At 41.2% G+C, this 24,000-nt stretch carries 21 protein-coding genes and 1 other RNA gene; 13 read left to right on the forward strand and 9 right to left on the reverse strand.

Going from position 1 to position 24,000, the window contains the following annotated elements; genetic code table 11:
* Positions 1–175: 175 nt before the first annotated feature.
* On the forward strand, positions 176–1,684 hold the full coding sequence (glpK, locus tag FC98_RS00580) for a glycerol kinase GlpK (RefSeq protein WP_054654238.1): 1,509 nt from the start codon (positions 176–178) through the stop codon (positions 1,682–1,684).
* A 236-nt stretch (positions 1,685–1,920) separates the two neighbouring features.
* Here the strand turns inward: glpK and FC98_RS00585 are convergent, their stop codons facing one another.
* Positions 1,921–2,325, reverse strand: a complete 405-nt coding sequence (locus FC98_RS00585; protein WP_008856765.1) for a flavodoxin family protein — start codon at positions 2,323–2,325, stop codon at positions 1,921–1,923.
* A gap of 388 nt (positions 2,326–2,713) precedes the next feature.
* Positions 2,714–3,541 (reverse strand): Cof-type HAD-IIB family hydrolase, encoded by an 828-nt coding sequence (locus FC98_RS00590; protein ID WP_156637171.1) that lies wholly within the window; start codon positions 3,539–3,541, stop codon positions 2,714–2,716.
* A gap of 79 nt (positions 3,542–3,620) precedes the next feature.
* Here FC98_RS00590 and FC98_RS00595 point away from each other — a divergent pair, with 79 nt between their 5' ends.
* Complete coding sequence (locus FC98_RS00595; RefSeq protein ID WP_008856769.1) at positions 3,621–4,979, forward strand: RsmF rRNA methyltransferase first C-terminal domain-containing protein; 1,359 nt, start codon at positions 3,621–3,623, stop codon at positions 4,977–4,979.
* A 61-nt stretch (positions 4,980–5,040) separates the two neighbouring features.
* On the opposite strand, the gene fni is transcribed toward FC98_RS00595, so the two are convergent.
* Genes fni through mvk form a run of 4 tightly spaced genes read right to left on the reverse strand, consistent with a single transcriptional unit; the run spans position 5,041 to position 9,128 of the window.
* On the reverse strand, positions 5,041–6,075 hold the full coding sequence (gene fni, locus FC98_RS00600) for a type 2 isopentenyl-diphosphate Delta-isomerase (protein WP_008856770.1): 1,035 nt from the start codon (positions 6,073–6,075) through the stop codon (positions 5,041–5,043).
* A 3-nt stretch (positions 6,076–6,078) separates the two neighbouring features.
* Positions 6,079–7,164, reverse strand: a complete 1,086-nt coding sequence (locus FC98_RS00605; protein WP_040471503.1) for a phosphomevalonate kinase — start codon at positions 7,162–7,164, stop codon at positions 6,079–6,081.
* A gap of 19 nt (positions 7,165–7,183) precedes the next feature.
* Positions 7,184–8,170, reverse strand: coding sequence for a diphosphomevalonate decarboxylase (gene mvaD, locus FC98_RS00610; RefSeq protein ID WP_008856772.1), 987 nt, complete (start codon positions 8,168–8,170; stop codon positions 7,184–7,186).
* Complete coding sequence (gene mvk / locus FC98_RS00615; protein WP_008856773.1) at positions 8,151–9,128, reverse strand: mevalonate kinase; 978 nt, start codon at positions 9,126–9,128, stop codon at positions 8,151–8,153. Before mvk ends, mvaD begins: the two co-directional genes overlap by 20 nt.
* A gap of 195 nt (positions 9,129–9,323) precedes the next feature.
* Between mvk and FC98_RS00620 the strand changes: the two genes are divergently transcribed.
* The 5 genes from FC98_RS00620 to FC98_RS00640 all read left to right on the forward strand — a co-directional run bounded on the left by FC98_RS00620 (position 9,324) and on the right by FC98_RS00640 (position 16,121).
* Complete coding sequence (locus FC98_RS00620) at positions 9,324–12,161, forward strand: helicase C-terminal domain-containing protein (protein WP_056949008.1); 2,838 nt, start codon at positions 9,324–9,326, stop codon at positions 12,159–12,161.
* Between the two features lie 64 nt (positions 12,162–12,225).
* Positions 12,226–12,732 (forward strand): cell wall elongation regulator TseB-like domain-containing protein, encoded by a 507-nt coding sequence (locus tag FC98_RS00625; protein ID WP_008856775.1) that lies wholly within the window; start codon positions 12,226–12,228, stop codon positions 12,730–12,732.
* A 136-nt stretch (positions 12,733–12,868) separates the two neighbouring features.
* A complete protein-coding gene (locus tag FC98_RS00630) occupies positions 12,869–14,089 on the forward strand; it encodes a pyridoxal phosphate-dependent aminotransferase (protein ID WP_054654241.1) in 1,221 nt (406 codons plus the stop codon).
* Entirely contained in the window at positions 14,076–15,371 is a 1,296-nt protein-coding gene (asnS, locus tag FC98_RS00635; protein WP_054654243.1) for an asparagine--tRNA ligase, read from the forward strand. Before FC98_RS00630 ends, asnS begins: the two co-directional genes overlap by 14 nt.
* A gap of 39 nt (positions 15,372–15,410) precedes the next feature.
* Positions 15,411–16,121, forward strand: a complete 711-nt coding sequence (locus tag FC98_RS00640; protein ID WP_040471537.1) for a DnaD domain-containing protein — start codon at positions 15,411–15,413, stop codon at positions 16,119–16,121.
* A gap of 122 nt (positions 16,122–16,243) precedes the next feature.
* Here FC98_RS00640 and FC98_RS00645 read toward each other — a convergent pair whose 3' ends face one another.
* Together FC98_RS00645 and recU are read right to left on the reverse strand one after the other, a co-directional pair.
* Positions 16,244–18,577, reverse strand: a complete 2,334-nt coding sequence (locus FC98_RS00645; RefSeq protein WP_008856779.1) for a PBP1A family penicillin-binding protein — start codon at positions 18,575–18,577, stop codon at positions 16,244–16,246.
* An 18-nt stretch (positions 18,578–18,595) separates the two neighbouring features.
* Positions 18,596–19,204, reverse strand: a complete 609-nt coding sequence (gene recU / locus FC98_RS00650; protein WP_008856780.1) for a Holliday junction resolvase RecU — start codon at positions 19,202–19,204, stop codon at positions 18,596–18,598.
* 129 nt (positions 19,205–19,333) lie between these two features.
* Here recU and FC98_RS00655 point away from each other — a divergent pair, with 129 nt between their 5' ends.
* The 5 genes from FC98_RS00655 (at position 19,334) to FC98_RS00670 (ending at position 23,147) form a co-directional block, all read left to right on the forward strand.
* Positions 19,334–19,906 carry an SLOG family protein gene (locus FC98_RS00655; protein WP_056949010.1) on the forward strand — a complete coding sequence of 191 codons (573 nt, stop codon included), beginning with the start codon at positions 19,334–19,336 and terminating at the stop codon, positions 19,904–19,906.
* A 56-nt stretch (positions 19,907–19,962) separates the two neighbouring features.
* Positions 19,963–20,343, forward strand: coding sequence for a cell division regulator GpsB (gene gpsB, locus FC98_RS00660; protein ID WP_054654245.1), 381 nt, complete (start codon positions 19,963–19,965; stop codon positions 20,341–20,343).
* 29 nt (positions 20,344–20,372) lie between these two features.
* Positions 20,373–20,745: RNase P RNA component class B (rnpB, locus tag FC98_RS13980), an RNA gene on the forward strand.
* 75 nt (positions 20,746–20,820) lie between these two features.
* Positions 20,821–21,981: a THUMP domain-containing class I SAM-dependent RNA methyltransferase gene (locus tag FC98_RS00665; protein ID WP_056949012.1), complete on the forward strand. Its 1,161-nt coding sequence runs from the start codon at positions 20,821–20,823 to the stop codon at positions 21,979–21,981.
* Between the two features lie 53 nt (positions 21,982–22,034).
* A complete protein-coding gene (locus FC98_RS00670; RefSeq protein ID WP_040471510.1) occupies positions 22,035–23,147 on the forward strand; it encodes an NAD(P)/FAD-dependent oxidoreductase in 1,113 nt (370 codons plus the stop codon).
* Here FC98_RS00670 and FC98_RS00675 read toward each other — a convergent pair.
* Positions 23,144–23,539: a ribonuclease HI family protein gene (locus FC98_RS00675; protein ID WP_008856785.1), complete on the reverse strand. Its 396-nt coding sequence runs from the start codon at positions 23,537–23,539 to the stop codon at positions 23,144–23,146. The two genes, FC98_RS00670 and FC98_RS00675, sit on opposite strands and share 4 nt — an antisense overlap.
* Before the next feature lie 31 nt (positions 23,540–23,570).
* Between FC98_RS00675 and FC98_RS00680 the strand changes: the two genes are divergently transcribed.
* Positions 23,571–23,957 carry an EbsA family protein gene (locus FC98_RS00680; RefSeq protein ID WP_008856786.1) on the forward strand — a complete coding sequence of 129 codons (387 nt, stop codon included), beginning with the start codon at positions 23,571–23,573 and terminating at the stop codon, positions 23,955–23,957.
* The last annotated feature ends 43 nt before the right edge of the window (positions 23,958–24,000 follow it).

Raw genomic sequence — 24,000 nt, forward strand, 5'->3', positions numbered from 1 at the left:
TGTTGAGAATAAAGTCGTCAAATCATAATTACCAGTCAGGAATTGAATACACGGCATATTCCTTGTACTTTTCTAAAGTTTTCTAACGGGTTGGTTTGTTAATAAAGAATATTGTATACTTATGGAGATATATGGAAGCGACAAATGCACTAATAATAAGAATGGAGACCTTTACATGAATGATCAACAATACATAATGTCAATTGATGAAGGGACAACTAGTACCCGGGCAATCCTTTTCAATCATGATGGCGATATCGTTGGTAAGTCACAGCGTGAATTTCATCAGTACTTTCCCAAGTCAGGCTGGGTGGAACACGATGCAAATGAGATTTGGAATGCCGTTCAGTCAGTTATCTCTGAAGCGCTCATTGATGCTGATGTTCCCCCATATAAGGTGCGGGGAATTGGTGTTACCAATCAGCGGGAAACAACGGTCATTTGGGATCGGAATACTGGTGAACCAATTTATCATGCGATCGTTTGGCAGTCTAAACAGACATCGGGGTTAGCTGATCAGCTCAAAAATGATGGTTACGGTGATATGATTCATGATAAAACGGGATTGATTATCGATTCTTATTTTTCTGCTACTAAGATTAAATGGATCTTAGACAACGTAGATGGTGCCCGTAAAAAGGCTGAAAACGGTGATCTTCTTTTTGGGACGATTGATACTTGGGTACTGTGGAAGCTAACCGGTGGCAAGGTTCACGCGACCGACTACACAAATGCCAGTCGAACAATGTTGTTTAATATTCACACATTGAAATGGGATCAAGACATTCTTAAATTATTGGATATTCCAGAAAGCATGCTACCAGAAGTTCATTCCTCATCTGAAATCTATGGGTATACGTCGGGTTATTCATTTGCCGGGGTTCAAGTACCAATTGCTGGTATTGCGGGTGACCAACAAGCTGCTTTGTTTGGTCAAATGGCACTTCAGCGGGGAATGATCAAGAATACTTATGGTACAGGTGCCTTTATCGTGATGAATACTGGCGAGGAACCAACGCTTTCTAAGCGCGGTTTATTAACGACGATTGCTTACGGAATTGATGGTAAAGTTAATTATGCTTTAGAAGGTAGTATTTTTGTCGCCGGTTCTGCGATTCAGTGGCTGCGCGATGCAATGGAAATGATTAAGACTTCTCCAGAGTCCGAACAAATGGCAGTTGATGCTAAAAGCAGTGATGGTGTTTATGTTGTGCCTGCTTTTACCGGCTTAGGTGCGCCATACTGGGATCAAGATGCCCGGGGTGCCGTATTTGGCTTAACTCGGGGAACAACTAAGAACCAGTTTATTAGGGCAACCCTAGAGTCTTTGGCATACCAAACCAGAGACGTTGTTGATACCATGGTTAGCGAAACTGGAATTGATTTGAAGGAATTAGCGGTTGATGGTGGAGCAGCGAATAATAATTATTTGATGCAGTTTCAGGCCGATATTTTAGGGACACCGATTCAACGGGCATCAATTGCCGAGACAACTGCTTTAGGAGCAGCGTACCTTGCTGGCTTGGCCGTTGGTTTTTGGGAGTCGGTTGATGAAATTAAGCAGACGATTAAAGCTCGTGATGAATTCAAGCCAAATATGGCTGAAAAGGCCCGCAAACAGTTATATTCGGGTTGGAAACGCGCTGTTAATGCCACAATTCAATTCCATCCAGAAGAAGATTAAGGGTCACCAAATTGAGTTATTTGCATCAAGCAGTCCTGGTAGTCTCGTCTGTGGACATCTAGGATTAGGCCTTTTGAAGTTATAAAATAATCCCCCCAATGTTAAGATTTTAACGCTGGGGGGATTTTTACTGTCGTGGCCTTCTTCACTATCTCTAATCAAATTTGAGTCAAAAACAATTTGATAGCAACAATACACACTTAACGTTCATCTCGCTACTATCGAATTCACTGCTATTATTCAATAACAGTTTCCTTAACAAATGCTTTGACCTCTTCTTGCTGATGCTTATTAATGTTTCCCAATTTTGGCATGAGACCATGGAGGAAAAGATGATCACTGGATACCTTAATACCCTTTTCGTCTAAAATCTTGCCAAGTTGTTTGCCAACCGTAAATAAACTGCCAGACGTTCCAAATAGAAAAACTTCGGTTACTTTATGGGGATCTAAACGACTGGTAAACGTTTTCAAATGTTCATCGACGTTCATGTTGTAGATGCCGCCACCCAAGTAAAGCCGATTGACGGGCTCATCGATGGGTACCTCAATCGATTTCGATTCTATTTTTAATAGGTCGCCTAACATGTTTGCAAGTTTCTTAGTATTCCCGGTTCGTGAATAGTATCTAATTGCATCCATATATTGTCTCTCCCTTCGCAAATAGATAAGTACCCTGACTAATTTTGATTATAGTTCTGAATCCGCTTTCTTTCAATTAATGTGCGCTTATTTTGTTAATTTAGTGTATAGAAAAACGGACAGTAAATGGCTGACTAAAGCGTTTACATTCTTTGAATTACACACTATACTTGAGTAAGTAGAGCATCAAGTTGCCCTAATAGTTCATAGGGAGATGTTAATTTATGGTTGAAAAGATTAGTGGTAGATAGATAAAATAATGTTTTAACAAGCAATTTATCTAAATTTATGTAAAAAAATAGTGAACCCAAAAACGGTACACCGCTTTGGTCCACTATATTAAATTGTTGATTTTATGATAAATATCAACATTCTTGTATTGAATGATTTACTGACTAACTGCTAGGTCCAAATGCGCTTGCAAGTAACGGGCAACGCCATCCTCTTCATTCGTATAGGTGGTAACGTCGTTGGCCAGTGCCTTGATACTTGGGATTGCATTTTTCATTGCAACGCTCTTACCAGCATAAGACATCATCGTTCGGTCATTATCCTCATCCCCAAATGCGATGATGTCTTGTTGCAAGATGCCATAATAATCTGCTAGGAATTTTAAGCCAGTTGATTTGTGAACACCCTTCGTCGCAATTTCAACGATTGGGTGGGGGCCGCCCCATGGGGAAACTTCCACTTGATCACCAAATTGTTTCTCAACGAAATCGATCAAGCCTGCTTTTAGCTCTGGCTTCACCTCCACCGTGATACTAATGGGGTTATCTTGCAAACTTTTTTGACTAAGAATTTGATTAGTTTTAAGCGTACTAGGAAAGAACCCAAATCCACTTTTAATTCCTTTGTTCGCTAAAAATAAGTCACGGCCTTCCACGGCAATGAGTGACAGTCCAAGTTGCTTGCTTTTCCCAAGTAATTCCATCACAATTTCCTTATCAATTGTGTATTGATATTCGCGAGGCCAATTTTGGTGTGGTAAAATACCAAGATTACCGTTAAAATTAATCATTGGTGAATTTAAATGAAGTTCATCATAGAAATTTTCAGAAATTCGGTTAGGACGGCCAGTAACCAAACTGACCACACAACCTGCTTTAATTGCTTGATTAAGGGTTGCTTTGGTCCGGGCACTGATCTGACCATCGTTGTTTAACGTAGTCCCATCTAGGTCAAGCGCGATTAGTTTTTTTGTAATTGTACTCACTCCTTTAACCAGCATATTGCTTTATGTTAGCTGATAAATAATATTTCGTCAATCATTGACAACAAAAAGGAAGTTAAGAATGGATTTACCAACGACGTTTATTGAAAAATATGAAAAATTACTGGGTGAAAAAGAAGCAGCTGCGTTTATCAAAAGCTTTTCAGCGCCGGCTGACCACGGGTTTAGAATTAATCCGTTAAAGCCCAAACCCAAGGAATTAGATTATCGACAACCAACTCCTCACTGCCAATTTGGCTACCATGGGCAAGTAAGCGGTAAAAGCATTGTCCATCAAGCCGGTGCTGTATACAGCCAGGAACCCAGTGCGATGTATGTGGGGGAAGTTGCCAAGCCCCATTTAAATGAAAAGGTACTGGACCTTTGCGCCGCGCCGGGTGGAAAAACGACCCACCTTGGGAGTTACCTTCAAAATACAGGGTTACTGATGGCCAACGAAATTGATTCGAAGCGAGCAAAGGCTTTGGTGGAAAACGTTGAGCGATTTTCATTTACGAATACAATTGTTACCAATACCAATCCCGATGTTTTAGCGCAAAAATTACCTGGTTTTTTTGACCGGTTATTAGTCGATGCACCGTGTTCAGGAGAAGGGATGTTCCGAAAGGATCCAGCTGCAGTTGGGTATTGGAACATTGATTACCCAGCAGAATGTGCGAAGCGCCAGAGAACTATCCTTGCAGCTGCTGTGAACAATTTGCGGCCAGGTGGGGAACTGATTTATTCAACCTGTACATTCGCGCCAGAAGAAGATGAACAGATCATTGCATGGCTGGTTTCGGAATATCACTTTGAAATTTTACCAATTAAAAAATTCCCTGGGATGGATGCTGGAAAACCCAATTGGGCAGATGGTAATCCTGATTTGCAAAAGTGTGTCCGGATATTCCCACATCATTTTCAGGGCGAGGGTCACTTTATTGCGAAGTTAAAAAAGCCTGGCGATAATCTGGGTGACTCAAATAAGCGACCAGAAGCAATTAGTCGGAACATTTCCTCGCTTACCAGGGATCAGCAACAGCTTTGGAACGCATTTGCTAAGGAGACTTTAAACCAACCACGGCTACAAAAATTAGTTAACTTTAAAGATGATCTGTATTCAGTCCCTGAGCAGACACCCAATCTAGATGGCATTAAGGTTGTTCGTCTGGGCCTTAAACTGGGAACGTTTAAGAAAAAGCGGTTTGAACCAAGTTACGCCGCTGGGTTAGCTCTGCAACCAAACCAAGTGAAAAATACGCTTAAGATTGATCAGGCCAAATGGGCAAAGTATGTTCACGGGGACACATTTTCAGTTGACCCAGGAATTAAGAAGGGGTGGTACCAGATTATCTGTGAAGACCTGCCAATTGGGTTTGTGAAGGTAGTGAACGGGACGGCCAAGAATTTCTTTCCAAAGGGACTTCGGTTTAATTTGTAAAACACAAAAAGCGGATTTAGTTAACTTCAATTTGAAAGTTACTAAGTCCGCTTTTTGAGTGTTAATATTTAATGTTTCGCTGTTCAAGGTAAGAAATTAACCTTGGTGAAAGAATGAGTCTTTGTCGTTTTAACTCATCGACTGTTGAACACCCTAACATGAGCATAATGGCTTTTAAACCATATTTCCAGTTATTAATTGTGTCAATAACATGCTGGTCGTCATATTTGATAACTTGGTTTAAGAAATACCCAGCAACCCCAACCGCCGAGCTCCCAAGCGCTAGACATTTTGCAACGGCTAATGGTGATTTGACACCGCCAGAAGCGACAAAGGTTGCCTGTTGCTGAAATTGGCGACTTTCCAGGAGTGATTCAATGGTTGTGAGTCCCCAATCCTTAAGATAATCCATATCCTTTGAATGCCGGCGGAAATTTTCGATCATCGCAAAATTAGTGCCCCCGCGACCACTTACGTTGATAGCGGTCACGCCAAGCTGAAGGAGCTCGCTAATCGTTTCTTGACTGATGCCAAAGCCAACTTCTTTAATGATGATCGGGATCTTTACTTTAGTCACAATTTCGGAGATGTTTTGTTTGAAATTAAACGTTCGATCACCCTCCGGCATGATTAATTCCTGAGCCGCATTGATGTGGATTTCCAGTGCATCAGCATGAATCATATCGATAGCAGCCAAGGCATCGTTAACGGTTTTATTTGCACCAAGATTGGCAAAAATAAGACCATCTGGGTTATTTTGACGCACAATTTCAAATGTATCTCGAAGCGAAGGGTCACTGAGGGCCACGCTTTGAGAACCTACGGCCATTGCGAGCCCCGTTTGATTTGCGATAGTCGCCAGGCGGGCGTTGAGCTTCTTCGTTCGTTCACTGCCACCAGAAATCGCTTCAAGGTAAAAAGGAGCGGATAGCTGCAACGGGCCTAGTTGACTAGCAATATTAATGTCACGTAGAGAGCTAGTTGCAAGTCCCTGATTAATGAATCGAACCTCATCAAAAAGATCCTTATCAGGCTGATAGAACTTTTCCGCTAATGAAACGTGTTCATCTTTTCGATGTGAATGATTTGAAATCATTGGTTACTCCTTGTTGATGTCAATGACGGGGTGAACACTTAGTGATAGGCGGGTAATCCCGTTTTCCTGCCATCGTTGAATCATTGAATCGACGTCCGTGTGCTTATCAATGACGACAATCCCACAATCACCACCGCCAGCTCCTGATGACTTAGCTGCGGCCGAGTTTTCCACAGCAATATCGCACATTTTCTTCAGGGTCGGTGTTTCAATTGCAACCTTAGTGAACGCCGCCAGATGTTGTAAAATTTCTCGGTTTCGTTTAATGCCGGTTTTGATTGTCTCCAAGCTGCCATCTTTGAATCCCTGGATCAATTCTTCTAGACACTTTTTACTTTCCATGAGAAATTGATCATATACTTGATGTTGGCGACTTTTTTGAATGGCGACCTTATCAACCAAATGAGAGGTTGAGGCCGGCGTTCCGGTCCAACCAATGATGAGCCGAAGATCCCTTGGCGGGGTTAACTGAGTAATTTGTAAGTGTGGCCACGGTTGGTTAACTAATTCAGTTAAGCTTTGTTCAGAGCGGGCAGCAATTAACCAGTTGCGGTCAAAAGAACGATAGGCAATCCAGCCACCATAAACACTAGCAGCAATGTCACCCAGAGAGCCGTTTCCCTGAACATCTAAATGCGCTATGGCTGACAGTTTAAACAATTGGCTTTTGGTAAGGGGAAGCTGATAAAACTGACATAATGCCTTAACGGTTGCAACCGTCACGGCAGCTGAAGATCCTAACCCATACTTTTTACCATTGGGACTGTCTAAATCACTATTGATTCGTAAATCATAAAGATCCATAGGCCGGTTAAGTGCCTGGGCATATGCCTCAGTGAGTCTAATAGCTGAAATTATGTAATTAAAGGTATTGTCCCGATTATCCAAGATCATTTGGTCGCCTTGACGACGCCAAAAAACGGAATCATCACGATATTGTTTAGAAACGATACTTCCATATGATTTGCTTCGGGAGATTTCGACGGTTACGAATTGATTTAACGCAACAATGATTGATGGGTAGCCAGTTTCGACGACCGCATATTCTCCGGCAATGTATAGTTTTCCTGGCGCTTTCACCGTAATCAACGGATCATTTCCTTTCTGCTTATAAATAATGCACACCTGGTCCTGCGTGAACAACTGCCACCCGTTCTTGTCCAAGTAACTTCGTAAACCTACTAACAATGGCATCCAGGTTGGCTTGTTGACAGAGCACTTTAACGTTTGGCCCAGCGTCAATCGTATAGTAGCACTCAATACCATCATGTCTGAGGCGTTTAACCTCGTTCATTGCGGTTAAAGTCTCCCCGTTAAAGTACATGAAATCAGGGGCAGCGCTTAAAGTCAATGCGTGCATCCGCATGGCGTTTAATTCACTAATATTGCCAAACTTTGTAAAATCGTTGGCATTAATAGCCACTTTGAGGTCGCTTAAATCATTTTGCGCAACTTTAACCCATGTGGGGTAATAGGGAGAAGTGGTCACCGAGCGGTTCATGCCTTCACGACTTGAAACTGCTTTGTGCTTTTTTTCGACGGTTAGGGCGACGATGGCAACATCATTAAGGGCGCTTTGCTTAAGCGGGACAGCGTAAGAATCCAAATCATTTGTTCCCCGACGCCATTCTACAAAGCCACCAAAAATTGACCGACAGGCTGAGCCAGAGCCTCTCCGTGCTAGTCTAGACAGATCTTTGCTAGAGAGTGTTAACCCGGCTGCTTTGCTGGCAGCTGCCGCCAATGCTGCGAATGCGGATGCTGAAGATGCCAATCCAGCGGCAATTGGGACCTGATTATGCGATATTACTTCCGCGTGGTCCTTCATTCCTGCAAGGTTACGGACAATGGTTAGGAAGTCATGGACTCGTTGCCAGCTTTTGCCCGCGACCTCCTGATGATCAATTTTGACGATATCATCAGGAAGTGTTGGATCAAATCGCACAGACGTTTCTGTATAAAACTTATCTAGCGTTAATGATAAACTGCTGGTATATGGCACAATGAGTTGGCTATCCTTTTTACCCCAGTACTTGATTAAGGCGATATTGGTGTGAGCTACTGCTTTGGCCGAACTAGTTGACGAGGTTGTCATGAGCTTCTCCTGTGGAATATTCGTAATTTTCAAATGATTGAATCCAAGTTTGGGTTGCCCCAGCTTGTCTTAGTTTAGTTGAAATTATCTGGGCGTCTCGCTGATTATCGGTTAAACTGATCATACAGCCGCCAAGGCCACTACCGGTCAGCTTGGCCCCTAAGGCATTATTGGCAACAGCAATTCGACAAAAGTCATCTAGCGTATCGGTACTGACACCTAATTTAGAAAGATGATGTTGGCTTTGATTCATAAGCATCCCAAGCTGTTTCTTATCAGCACTTGCAAGGGCGTCTTTAGCCGAGTCGGCAATTGTGCCCAGTTGGTCAATCAAGGGAACCGCTACATCAGAATTCGTAACCACATTATTGTGAACCAGCGACACAGCCTCGCTGGTTTTTCCCTTAATGCCACTATCAGCAATCACCAAAAATAAATCAGAACTATGGAATTCAATTTGTTCGTTGATTTGGTTCTTAACAAACCAAATTGGAGCCTCCGAGCTGGCAGTTGCTGCGTCTAAACCACTGGGATTGCCATGGGTAATTTGCTCTTCAACGTCTGCAAGTGCGAGTAACCTGGACCGGGTCAGTGGCTTTTCGAACAAATTAAAGAAGCCTCTAACCAAGGCAACAGCTGTTGCAGCTGACGAACCCATTCCTCGTTCGGAAGGGACTTTGCTTTGAATTGTTAACTCAAATGGCAAATCAGGTGAATTAAATGACTTAAGAAGCTGTCTGATTAGAACGCCGATTCCTTTTAAGTTGTCGGCCATCTCAGAAATTGGCCCATCAAAGTAACGACAGTGGATCGTTTGACCGACCGATATTAACTTGATAGCGACTGTAACGTTTACTGAATAAACGGGAATGGCGATTGCGGGCTTACCGTAGACGACGCTGTGCTCCCCGAAAAATATAATTTTAGCGTAACTTGTTCCCGTTGCTTTTTTTTTCAATTCTTTATCCGCTCACTTTCAAACATTCCAATTTTATCATAATTCATAAGTGGAAGAAGCTTTTCGCAATATTTTTAAAAATTTATAAAAAATAGAAGTCCCTTAGATGGTAGATTATCATAACCAGCTTGTAGTATTATAAAAGTTAATGAACCTTTAAGAAAAATCATGATATACATTAGATTGGTGAACAATATGAATTCAAAAACAACCTTTGCAGTTGTTGACATTGAAACAACTGGAACTGATTTAGCAGCTGATGACCGGACAATTCAGTTCAGCTGCTGTCTGGTTTCTGATAATAAAATAACTGATACTTTCGTTACGGATATTAATCCACAACGTGAGGTGCCTAACCGCATCGTTCAATTGACGGGAATTACAAACGACCGCTTAACACATGCACCAACGTTTGATCAAGTTGCTGCCAAATTGTATGGTCTATTGAATGAAACGGTATTTGTTGCCCATAACGTCAATTTTGATTTTCCATTTCTCAATGCGGAATTTCAACGAGTAGGTTATCCGGAGCTCCAAATTGAAGCAATTGATACGGTAACGATGAGCCAAATCCTCCTACCAACGCTCTCAAGCTATCGGCTCCAAGATCTGAGTGCGTATTTTAACATTGAACATGATCATCCCCATACGGCTGATAGTGATGCTTTAGCAACCGCTAAGTTGTTATTAATTCTTTTGCGCCAAATTGAAGAATTACCAAGTACCACCTTACAACAGATTCTCAACGTAAGCCCATCATTGCCACAGGATACCCTTAAAGTGTTCCTTAACGCAAATGAAGTGAATCAAAAGCAGGCACACGTTAAAAAACTACCAGGGCATTTGAAATTGTCGTCTGGATTGGTGATTAGGAGACGTGAATTAGGCAATGATAAGCAGCAGTTGCGAAGTGCTAATGATCGTTATCCAAAGACTAAAAAAGCCAAGGCCAAAATTTTGCCCGACCAGTTAGAATCCCGACTGGAACAAAATAAAATGATGAACCTCATCTATAACAATTATGCAGATCCACAGCACCATGACGCTAAAACAATGGTAATCGAAGCACCGACTGGAATCGGTAAGAGTCTCGGTTATTGTTTACCGTTTTCTTACTTAGTGAGTCAGCAAAAGCCAGTTGTGATTAGCACATCAACCACTTATTTACAATTTCAGCTCCAGAATCAAACAATTCCGATGTTAAACCAGGAGCTGCCGTTTGAAATTAGTAGCATTATTTTAAAGGGGGCCAGGCACTATATTGATCTATATAAATTCAAAAACCTCTTATTTGTGCCAGATAATTCTCATCAAACACCGTTTGTTAAGGCCCAGATTCTAGTTTGGCTAACGATGACAACCACCGGTGATCTGGATGAATTGCATTTAAACGTTGACCAAACGCCCTTTGTGTGGAAAATTCAACATACTGGTGTTCGTTGGCTTGATCCAAGTGAACCGTTCTATGAGGATGATTTTCTCCGTTATAATTTGAAGCGAGCTAAACTTGCTGATTTTATTATTGTTAACCACACGTATTTAATCAAAAATTGGCAATATTTTAAAGAACTACCAGTTAAACCATATTTATTAATTGATGAAACTCAGCAGTTTGCCGAAACGGCAATTAAGAATAACCAGGAAAAAATTAATCCGCTATCGTTAATTACGATCATTAATAAAATTCTTGCAAGTATCAATCAAAATCATGAGGACAACATTGGCAGTATTATTGCCAATAATGCGATTTTAGGTCGGCTGACCGATGAATTAGCGGATAAACTAACGACGACAAAGAATCTTATTCACCAGATTATGACGACTATTTTTAGTCAGGTGGTTGCTCACAAGAAGCTTCATCGAAACGTTGACTTTTTCGAACGATTAATTCCAATCACTGAAATGAAGGATTCGACCAAGGCTAACCAGGGAATGATTCAGCAGTTACGTCATGTAAAGGATCAAATTGATGATTTGTTAGTCGAACTAAACCGTGAAGTTGATAACAACGCAAATTCCTTTACAAATCAGGACTTCTTGGGAATTTATTCTTTTTTTGAAAACTATAATCATTTCAATGACCGCCTTCGCCAGCTGCTCGGAATCATTGACGTTGACGACCAATCAATTGAACAGCACGTGACCTGGGTGACGATTAATCACGTTAAAGACGTTAATAGTTTAACGCTCAACCGGGGGATCTTGAAGACTGAAGATTACTTAACTGAACACATTTATTCTTCATTTGAACCGACGACTTTTACTGGTGCGACGATCTTTTCATCTCGACGGTCCCAATTCATCTATGATTTACTAGGAATTGATAGGCAGAAGACGGCAGTCAAGCGGTTAAAAAGCGATTTTAACCCGGCTAATCAAGCTCGACTTTATCTTGTTACCGACGAAAGTGATGCAAAATTTGCGACGAATTCCGATGCATATCTACAACAGGTCGCAACTAATATTGAAGCCATTTATGGTCAGGTTCCTAGGCAAACCCTGGTTTTATTTAATTCACTGAATGCAATTGAGCGGACCTATCGACTACTTCAAGAGAGCGGCTTTACGGCCAATCACTTCGTCCTTGCCCAAGGTGTTCATGGTACGGCAACCAAAATTAGCAAACAATTTATCCATCACGAACCAGCAATCTTGCTAGGCGCAAATACTTTTTGGCAGGGAGTTGACTTTCCACATCACCTGCTAGAAAACTTAATAGTAGCGCAGTTACCCTTTGATACGCCTGCAGATCCATACAACCATGCCCGCTATTCAATCGAACGAAGTAAGGGCAAAAATCCGTTTTATAGTATTACCTTACCAAAAGCAACTTTAAGGCTTCGTCAAGGAATGGGGCGACTGCTTAGAACCAGGGATGATTATGGGACCATCTTTATTTTGGACCCTAGATTATTAACAAAACGATATGGCAGTATCGTTTTAGCAAACTTACGAAATGAAATTCCGATTGTTCAAGGTGATATTAACCATTGTATTGCCGACATGGTTAAATTTTTTGAAAGCAAAGCATAGACCGCATCGGTATGGACTATAATTTGCTATAATAAAGGGCATGACAATGTGAAAGGACAATATTATGCAAAGGCAACGGCGAATTAAGAAACAATCGACAATTAAAATTTCATGGATCATAACGGCCATCATCTTGGTACTTTTCTTCACGGTGTTCATCACCTTTCATCAGGCTGAGAAGCCGATGAACACGGCTCGAAGCCAGACAGTATCAATGGCTAAGAAATATGCCGGACTCACTACGGTAAGTTCATTTTATTCATCCAATCTAAATAAAACCTATTATTCGGTGGCTGGTAAGGATAATAAGGGACGCAAAATCTACGTTATCATTGCTAAAAAGGGTGGTAACATCACCGTTATCAATCAGAACAGTGGTTTATCTGAAACGGAAATCAGGAATGTGATTACTGAAAAGAAGTCGCCCCAAAAAATTAACAGTATCAGCTTGACGCTCATTAATAGCAAGCCATACTGGGTGGTCAGTTATCTGAATTCCGACGACAACCTCTGTTTTGCAACGTTAAATTTCAAAACTGGGAATGTTTATAAGTCAATTGAAAACATCTAGGACAGCTGCACAAAGCAGAAATCTGCGTATAAGCACCTCTAACGAAAATCCCAAAATCAGGGATTCCCGTTAGAGGAGACTTATACTCCGATTTCTAATCGCTCTGTTCCGCTCACTTTATTGAAGGGAAATGATTATGAAATTTTCAAACCGGACAGCGCAAATTACACCATCAGCAACAATTAAAGTTTCAAGTAAAGCAAAACAAATGATCCGAAACGGTATTGATGTGATCAACTTGGGAATTGGTGAACCAGATTTCGCAACACCGACAGCAATTGCTGACGCTGCGATTGATGCAATTCATTCTGGTAAAACCAGTTTTTATACACCTGCAAGTGGTTTGCTAACGCTGAAGCAAGCAATTGTTGAGCGGACACAACGCGACTATGGTGTCGTATACACAACCGACCAGATTAGTGTGACCAATGGTGCTAAGACGGCTTTATATGTGTTAATGCAGGTGTTAATTAACCCAGGTGATGAGGTACTTCTGCCGAAGCCAAGTTGGGTAAGCTATCAACAACAAGTCTACTTAGCTGACGGGCAACCAGTTATGGTTGACACTGATCGTAATTTTAAAATTACCCCTGATTTACTAGAGCAGGCGTATACATCACGGTCAAAGGTGCTAGTCATTAATTCACCGCAAAATCCTACCGGCACGCTTTACTCGAAAAATGAGTTACGTGCGATTGGAAACTGGGCGGTTGATCATAATCTGGTCATAGTTACGGATGATATTTACGGTAAATTAATCTATAATAATAATCGGTTTTATTCACCGGTTCAGTTTGAAGGCAGAATTAGTGAAGCGACGATTATGGTGAATGGCATTTCTAAAGCATATTCGATGACTGGTTGGCGGATTGGTTACATTGCTGGGCCCCAGGAGCTGATTCAGCGGGTAAATTCACTGTTGTCACACATGACCGGTAACCCCGCAGCGGTCAGTCAGTATGCTGCCATTGCGGCGCTTCAATCTGATCAGCAAGCCGTTAGTCGAATGCGGCAAGCGTTTGAGAAGCGCTTGAATACCATTTATCCACTTCTTCAAAAGGTTCCTGGCTTTGAAATTACGCAGAAACCCCAAGGGGCTCTTTATTTATTTCCCAAGGTGGCCGTCGCCATGAAGATGGTTGGGGTGACATCGTCGGCTCAGCTAGTTGAGCGGTTGCTAAATGAGGCCCATGTTGCAGTTGTGGATGGAGCCGCGTTTGGATTGCCTGGTTACATACGGTTAAGCTATGCAGCTAGTCTGACAGACTTGAAAACCGCTGTTACTAGAATCAATGGATTTATGAATCATTATTTAGAGAAAGAGTTGTCTGGAGGAATTGGTAGTGAAACAAATTAGTATGATTGATGCACCCAAGTACGTAAACGAGAAAGTAAAGATGGGTGTTTGGCTTACAAATAAGCGCTCAAGTGGTAAGATTGCGTTTCTGCAACTAAGGGATGGAACGGCTTTCTTTCAAGGCGTTGTTGTCAAAAATAACGTTTCACCAGAAACGTTTGAGTTGGCTAAAGAAGTCAAACAGGAAACCAGTATGTGGATCACTGGGATCATTCATGAGGATAGCCGATCTAAGTTTGGATATGAGATTGAAGTAGAAACAATTGAAGTGGTGGCAGAATCTCATGATTACCCAATTACCCCTAAAGAACATGGGGTCGATTTTTTGATGGATCATCGTCATTTGTGGTTGCGGTCTAGCCGGCCAAATGCTGTGATGCGAATTAGAAACGAAGTTATTAAAGCTAGTTATGATTTCTTCTATGATGATGGCTTTGTTAAAATTGATGCGCCGATTCTAACTGGTAGTGCGCCTGAAGGAACAACCACGTTATTTCACACGGAGTACTTCGATCAAGACGCCTATCTTTCCCAAAGTGGCCAGTTATATGAAGAAGCCGGCGCTGAAGCGTTTGGTAAGGTGTTTTCCTTTGGGCCAACTTTTAGGGCTGAAAAGTCCAAGACCCGGCGTCATTTGATTGAGTTTTGGATGATTGAACCTGAAATGGCCTTTATGCATCAGGAAGAAAGCTTAGCAATTCAGGAACGGTATATCGCTTATTTGGTATCCCGGGTAATTGAAAACTGTCCACATGAGCTAGAAACACTCGGTCGAGATATTGATGTGTTGAAAAAATACACCGTGTTGCCTTATCCCCGAATTAGCTATGACGAAGCAATTGATATGTTGAAAAAGGGCGGTTTCGACTTAGAATGGGGCATCGATTTTGGTTCGCCCGAAGAGACATTCTTAGCTGATCAGTTTAATCAGCCTGTCTTTATTTTGAATTATCCAAAGGCAATTAAGCCGTTTTATATGAAGCCACATCCAACTCGCGATGACGTTGTTATTTGCGCAGATTTGCTGGCTCCAGAAGGCTATGGTGAAATTATCGGTGGATCAGAACGGGCTACAGATTATGATTACCTTTACGATCAAATTGTTAAACATGGGCTTGATCCAAAAGATTACTCATGGTATTTGGACTTAAGAAAATACGGAAGTGTCCCGCATTCAGGATTCGGTCTGGGGCTTGAACGGGCCTTAACGTGGATTACTGGTGAGGATCACGTTCGAGAAGCGATTCCATTCCCAAGATTGTTAAATAGAATTTACCCATAATGTTTGGTGAGTCCTGGAATTGGGAGGGAGGTAATGTTATTGGATAATTATGCGCTGAAACTTCTTAACCAAGGCCAAACAACTGTTAACAATTATCTATTACAAAATTACCACCAAATTGGGGTTAGCAATGAAGCATTATTGGTGTATTTGCTGATAAAGGGCAACCATGACTTAATTGTCCCAATGCCAGAGATAGGTGACTTGCAGCAGCAAACCGGCTTTAGTGAGCAAAAATTGTTTAACCTATTCCACCAAATGATTGAAAAAAAGTTGGCGGCAATAACCCAAATTGATGTTGAAGGTCAAAAAGTTGATGCTTATGATTTTAGTCAGATGTATGAAAAATTAGGATTACTAAAATCACAGGAGCAAGACACCCAGCAGCAAGATGACAAACCGATTGGGGTCAATCAGCGTCAAGCTGTATTTGAAAGCATCGAAAAGGAATTTGGCAGAACACTATCGCCGATTGAGATGGAAACGATCAGTCAGTGGTTAGATATTGATCACTACACACCAGAAATTATTCAAATGGCGTTAAAAGAAGCGGTATTAAGTCAAGTTTACAATCTGAAGTATATGGACCGAATCCTCAGCAATTGGGAAAAGAAAAACCTTAAATCGTCCCAGCAAGTTGAGGCATATCGGCGGAAACGAAAGGCTTCAGAGAGTGAGCCACCTGCACGATATAGTGGGCCTAAAATTCCATTCATCAACCTATCTGGTAAGCCTGAAGATAACCAGTAAAGGATGCGCATTCGCGTATATTCTGAAGCAATTTTCTTAACAAAATAGAGCAGCTATTCCAATTGGAGTAGCTGCTCTATTTTTGAACTGATTTTGTTAACAAAGACCCGTACATCTATTGATCAGGGTGTCGTGGTTGTATCGTTATTACTGCCTGATCCTGCATTACTGTCTGGTGAATTATTGGTGCTATCACCATTGTTATTGGTCGTATTGCCGCCGGTATCTGGTGAACTAGATGAAGCAGATGATGAACTTGCGTCACTACTGTCACCACCATCGCCATTTGGCTCTTGGGTGGTAGGGGTTTGTGACGATTCAGTTGTTCGATCACTTCGATCAGAACTTTCATTACTTCGAGGTTGAGTGATCGTTGTATTATCCGAACTTGAGCCACTATCGACAGTATAACCACTGTCAGTTTGATTAGAACTGTTATCAGCAACTGTGCCAGGATAACCGGCAACGTAATACTCAGTTTGGCCGCCACGATCAGTTGCCACCACGTCATCTGGTTTTGTCCAATCAACATTTGGCTTATTGGTTGAGATATAGCCCATTACCGATTTATAAATTTGCTGGGCAATGGTTGTCTGAGTTGGGGTAATGTAAGAATTTGCTTTAAATTGATGGTCATAACCAGTCCAAATTGCCAGTGAATAGTTCTTGGTAAAACCGGAGAACCACGAGTCCATCGAAGAATCTGCGGGAACTTGGTTAATATAATCGTCTGGATATTGGGTGGTCCCGGTCTTACCAGCTTCGAACAAACCAGAAACTTTCGCGGCCGTTCCAGAACCGTTGGCGTCAGCCATGACGCCTTTAAGCATATTGGTAATCATAAATGCGGTTGCTGGTGACATTGCCCGTTTCCCTTTTTGATGATAGGCATGTGAAACCCCGTTTGGTTGAACTACTTTTCTGATTAAATAGGGCTTGTAGTATGTGCCGCCATTTGAAAAGGCAGCATACGATGCAGCTAATTGTTCTGAAGAAATATATAGCCCAATCCCGTTTTGCAGCTCGAGTGGCTTACTAAAGGACATCCCAAGATTCTTTAAGAACTTAGTGGCATCAGGAACACCGACGTTTTCCAAGGTTCTGATCGCAGGAATATTTCGTGATTCAACTAGCGCCTTTCTCATTGTAATGGTTCCTTGGTACTTATTATCAAAGTCCATGACGGATTTGTCAGATCCAGCATAGGTGTATGGGGTATCTTTTACTGGTTGGTAGGTTGGATATTTTAGGTACTGAATTGCTGGGCCATAATCCATAATGGGTTTAGCAGTTGATCCTGATGATCTACCAGTTTGAACGGCTCGGTTAAGGCCAAACGCAACCTTAATTTTGCGGCCGCCCTGCATTGCGAGTACCTTACCATTATTCGGATTAACAAGAGTTGCCCCAATTTGGAACCGATTACTTGGATAAACAATCCCAGAGGAGGTGCCATTAGCAACGTTATATAATTTCTTTTGGGCGCTTAAGTCAAGGTTTGTATAAACTTTTAAGCCACTATTTTGCTTGTAGCCTTTATTGTGAAGCTCTTCTAATGATTGTTTCAGGTAAGAATCGATATATTTAGATGTTCGCTGGGCAGTCTGGGCTTTGCTGTGTGTATATGACAGATGCCGTTTGACACTGATACTTTTAGCGTTTTGAGCCTGCTGCTGAGTGATAACTTTATTTTTAACCATCGCGTTAAGGACTTCATCCCGTCGTTCAGTCGCATATTTAGGGTACTTATACGGATTATAAAGAGTCGGTGATTGCGGCATTCCAGCCAACAATGCAAATTCAGGTAAGGTGAGGTGTTTAAGTGTTTTATTATAATAGAATTCGGATGCTGTTTGCATCCCATAGACACCGTTACCCATATAAACTTTGTTGATGTAGAATTCTAAGATTTGGCTCTTAGAATAGTGGCGTTCCACTTTCAACGCTAGCCAAGCTTCTTGGGCTTTTCGTTTTAACGTTCGATCACTTGCAGCTGTTGAGAATACCGATAATTTAACAAGTTGTTGGGTAAGCGTACTTCCTCCTTGAAGACCAAGTGAAGACCCAGTGATGTTTGAAATGGTTGCACCAATGATTCTGATTGGATCAACCCCATGATGCTTGTAAAAACGACGATCTTCAATCGAAACAACGGCTTGCTTAAGTGTTCTTGGAATATTTTTGGCTTTAACGTAATCTCGGTTTTGGCTGCCAAGTCTTGAGATTACCTGGCCATTTGCATCGTAAAACTTAGTTGAATTATCGCTTGAAAGTGCAGAACGGGTAATTTGTGGGGCACTGGCAGCATAAAATGTAAATAACCCTGCACCAAATAAAATGATAAGGCCGAATAAGATTAATAGGTACTTAATAATTCTTCTAAACGGTCCCTTTTTCTTAGTGAATTGCCGTCCTCTTCGGATTTCGGCACGAGACTTAGGACTATTCTGTGACATAGAGTTCTCCTTCGCAACTTACTTAGTCTGATCAATGATTGAATCAACCGCACTTAAATAGGGCAATAGTGGATTAATTCGATAGGGAATCAAAAAACCAGCTTGTTCAATGACTTTTCTTGGAATGGACTTTCTACCACCAGTCGCCTGGTTATCCCAATAATCAATGAGATCGGTGGCCCTTAACAAAAAGACAGATTGGTCATCAATAAATTTGATGATCGCAAAACAAATACCTTGTTGCTTTAAACATTGTCTCATATGTTCAACTTGATGTTTATGAAAATTTTTTAAAGGAAACGATGTTTTGTTCTTAGTTTCCTTTGCATCAAAGTCGATATAGTGCCCTTTGTATACACCATTATAATCTGTTGTTGATGAGCGACGAAAATAGGCTTCCTTGATTCTGGCAGCACTCCGTTTGGGATAATCGACAGAGACAATTTGAATTGGAGTAGGCTTTTTATGAATGACGGCAATCCCATTATTCAGATAATAGGTATTGCTTTTATTAAGCTCATCTTCTAATGCCATTCCTCGATTAGAAAAATCAACGGCGTTATTGTGTTCATTCGAAGAGGCTGGTTGTTCGTAAAAATGATTGCCATTAGGGTATCTGATAGTCATGAACTGAAAGCTTCCTTTTTTGAATATGAATAGTTACATTGTACTGCATTTCTGTATAAATTAACCATAATAATGTTATTATATCAAGAGTAGAGACTATTGAAAATCTTTTATCGGTAAGGTGATATTTTGAGCCGTTTATGGATAACTGGCTATCGAAGCTATGAACTAGGGATCTTTAAGGATGACAATCCCAAACGAAAAGTAATTGATTCGGTTTTAAAAACTGAGTTGATTCAAGCAATCATTGACGGCACGGACTGGATAATTTCGGGTGGCCAACTAGGGGTTGAACAGTGGGCGCTAAGTGCTGCAACAGCTTTAAAAAATGATTATCCTGGTGAATTTAAAACCGCAATGATGCTGCCCTTTATGGAATTTGGGAATAATTGGAATGCGGAGAACCAGCAGCGATTCAGCAAGGTTAAAGGAGCCGCTGATTTTTCCGCAGCAGTTAGCCAAAAAACGTATACGTCGCCAGAACAATTAAGAAATTATCAAGAATTCATGTTAACACACACGGATCAGGCAATATTGATATATGATTTAGATAATCCAGGAAAAACGCAATACGATTTTGATAAAATTAAACGGTTTGCCGAGAATCATCCTTATCCATATCGCTTAATAACGTTTGATGATTTGCAGGCAGCCGCAGATGAATATCAAGAAAACTTAAATAATAGTTCCCAAGACAACTAATCTATGATATTATTTTATTGGTTTGTTGCAAATTAAAGATGAGGTGTACCCAATAAATGGAAAACATTAATTATACTCCGAAGGATATTCTACAAAAAGAATTTCGACAAAAGATGAGGGGTTATGACCCTAACAATGTCGATAGCTTTTTGGATAATATAATCAAAGACTACGAGACCTTTAATAAGCAATTGCAAGAGTTAAGTGACGAAAACGAGCGGCTTAAAGTTCAAGTAGATGAATTGAACAAGCAAGTTGCCGTTTCTAGCACCCAGCCACTTCCAACTGCTGGTGTTAGCCCAAGTAGAACAACGACGGCCAGCCAACCAATGTCTAGTGCAACTAACATGGACATTTTAAAACGTTTATCAAATTTGGAACGACGGGTGTTTGGATCACAACTGGATAATAATTCAAATGATTCTCACAGACTGTAGTCCCAATTAATTTTATACTATCTGGTGTAAATCCTGAGTAATTGCGGTCGTATTATTACGGCTGAGGAAAGTCCATTCTCGCACAGGCTGCGATGCCTGTAGTGTTCGTGCTCGGTGAAAAAATAAGCCGGGGGACTCTTTTAGAGTTACGGCGGAATAAGTGGCTAAGGCTTTGCTATGCTGATTATTCCCTAAGGTGCCACAGTGACGAACAGTATGGGAAACCATGCTGATGGAACGCGGTAAACCCCTCGAGCGGGAAACCCAAACTTTGGTAGGGGAGCTTCACACACGGTAAATGAACCAAGTGTGGGGGAGAAGTACATGGTACTTCTCAGATAGATGATTACTACTTACTTTACCGTCCTGGGATAAAGTAAGCACAAAACATGGCTTATAGGGATTTACACCAAACAGGTTGGGTGGGAGCTTGCTCCCACTTTTTTGTTATCCAAAACTGGAAATGAGAGGAATCTTATGGAATTTAATTTAATCGCAACTTGTGCTGCTGGAATTGAAGCATTAGTTGGAAAAGAACTCAGAGATTTAGGCTACAATGTTCAAGTTGAAAATGGTCGGGCCCGCTTTAAGGGATCTGAAGAAGACATTATTAAAACTAATTTATGGTTAAGAACCGCTGATAAAATCAAAATTGTGATTGATGAATTTGATGCCGTGACGTTTGACGAGTTATTTGAACAAACAACTGCGATTGCTTGGGATAAAATGCTGCCAATGGATGCTGCTTTCCCCGTTGAAGGCCGGTCTAAGAATTCTAAACTGCATAGTGTTCCCGATTCACAAGCGATTGTCAAAAAAGCGATTGTAAATGAATTGAGCACCGCCTATCACCGTCATACTAGGTTGCCAGAAACCGGGGCTGAGTTCCCACTAGAGGTTGCTATTAGCAAAGATCATGTCATGATAACCCTTAACACAACGGGTGCTAGCCTGTTCAAACGGGGATACCGGGTCGAAAAGGGGGAAGCCCCGTTAAAGGAAAATATGGCAGCCGCCTTAGTTATGCTGACTAACTGGTACCCAGATGTCCCGTTCTTAGATCCATTTTGTGGTTCTGGAACGATTCCGATCGAAGCTGCATTAATTGGTCGCAACATTGCTCCAGGCTTTAATCGGGACTTTATTTGCGAAAAATGGCCTTGGATTGATGCTAACATGGTCCAACGAGTTCGTGACGAGGCGGATGCCCAAGCTGACTATGATACTGAATTAGATATTTCTGCCAGTGATATTGATGGTAACATGATTGACATTTCTAAGCGCAATGCTGAAGAGGTTGGTTTACTGGATGATATTCATTTTAAGCAGTTAGCAGTTGCCGACTTTAAAACGGATAAAGTAAATGGTGTGGTTGTTGGGAATCCCCCTTATGGGCAACGAATGAGTGATGCCCAACGTGCGCACGAACTTTATCGACAAATGGGAAAAGCTTTTAAACCGTTGACAAGCTGGTCAAAGTATTTCCTGACTTCTGATTTGGAATTTGAAAAATATTATGGTCAAAAGGCTACTAAGCGAAGAAAATTATATAACGGATCAATAAGAACGGACTATTTCCAATTTTGGGGTAAAAAAGTTCGTGATTTGAGTAGTTTGAGCAGTTTTAAACAAAAATAATTCAACTTATATGTTAAAATAAGAATTGGTTGAATAAAGGGAGTGATTACTTTTTGAGACAAGTCGCAATTATTGGTGGTGGCATTATTGGCGCGACAGCTGCTTTTTACCTAAGCTTTCTGAAGGGCAGTGAGTCTGTTCACGTGACGTTATATGATGACGGTACTGGTCAAGCAACTAAGGCGGCCTCTGGCATCATTTCGCCTTGGCTGTCTAAACGGCGGAACAAACGGTGGTATGCGTTAGCAAAGCGAGGGGCAGAATTATTACCTCAATTGGTCATGGATGCCAATCTTGGCGCTGATGTTTATCAACAAACCGGAACGATTGTAACCCGGAAAGATCATGCTGATTTATTGCGTCTATACACTGAAGCACAGCGAAGAGCTGCTGATACACCGGCGATGGGAGATATTGTACTTCTCACTGCTGACCAGGTTGGTCAACGGATGCCCTTTATTACTAATCCGCCGGAAGGGGTATTTGTAAGCGGTGGGGCTAAAATTGATGGCAGTGCTTTTGTTACTCAATTACTGAGAAACGCCGAGAGTCGAAATTTAACCATCGTTAAGCAACGGGTAAAATTAGATCGACATGGCCGAGTGATTGATCACACTGGTCAGCGTCAATTTGATAATATGATTATTGCAACCGGTGCTTGGATGAAAGACACTTTAGCACCACTTGGAGTGAAAGCTGCCATTCGGCCACAGAAGGGGCAATTAATTGATTTATCGCTTGCCGCTGACCATTCATGGATGAAGTTACCAGTACTAATGCCAGAAGGAAGTAGCGATATTATCCCATTCGCAAACGGGAAGTTAGTTATCGGGGCTACCCATGAAGATGACGGTCAATTTGATTTGACACCAACGCAGTCGGCACAAAGTGAGCTTTTAGGTAATGCAAAGGTCTTTATTAATACGCTGTCAAGAAACCAAATTGTTAATGTCCGAGTTGGCACAAGAGCCTATACACCAGACTTTGGCCCGTTTTTTGGCAGTTTAACAACTATCTCTGATTCAATCCTTGTGGGTGGTGGTTTGGGATCATCTGGTTTAACTACCGGGCCAATCATCGGTTATTTGCTTGCAAAAAGTATTTTACAGCGAGGTTTAGAAAGCTTTGAAGCCTACACGAAGCCGGTAAGTGCCTACATTCACTAATCCTGAACTGAATGAAGCGCCTGTAATGCAAGGTAGTGAGCACCATGGTTTTTGTGATCTGGAATCCAGGTATTGATGACGGTTGCAAATTTGGACTGCAATGCTAACAGCTGATTAACTTCAGGCTGAAAATGTTTGGCATACTCTTTATTTAAACTATCAATCACGATTTTACTATCCGTGTGATAAAAGATGATTTCGGCTGGATCTGCCTTAAGCTGGATTAACTTCTGAAATGCTTCAATTGCAGCGATAAATTCTGCCTCATGGTTGTTAGTAGCAGTAATTGTATTTTTAAACTGCATTTGTTTGCCATCATGGACAAGCAAAACACCAATTGCTGAACGATGATTTTGCTGATTAACCGCTGCGTCACTATAAACTTTATACATTTTTAACGACACTTTCTAAGGAGTTTTATTAATGATATCCCAAAAACGACACTTTTTTTATCAACCAAGTCCATTGGGGAGTATTATTTGTTGGAGTTGGACGTTTATCATCTTTTTTGTCGGCGTTATTTTTTGGCTGGAAATAACACATTTTCAATGGATCACACTGTTTTTCTTTATCTTTTTTGCCATTGTTGCTTGGGCAGAAATTCATTTTCGAAACATTAAAATCTATCATAATCAATTAGTGGTAAGCCGAATTACAAATCCCCATTGGTTAGTGATCGATTTGGATAAAATTTCTCACGTTCAAGTTTCCAAGTATCAGCTAGGGTTTGTCGCCAACACAAGGATATATAGTTTTATTTTACCAGCTAATTCGGTTATTGAAATTAAAGAATTAATTACTAACCGGTAAGTGTTAATGACGTTGTGAATTTTGGATGGAGTCGTAATTAGGA

This window comes from Lentilactobacillus kisonensis DSM 19906 = JCM 15041 (assembly GCF_001434135.1).
Lineage (GTDB): Bacteria > Bacillota > Bacilli > Lactobacillales > Lactobacillaceae > Lentilactobacillus > Lentilactobacillus kisonensis.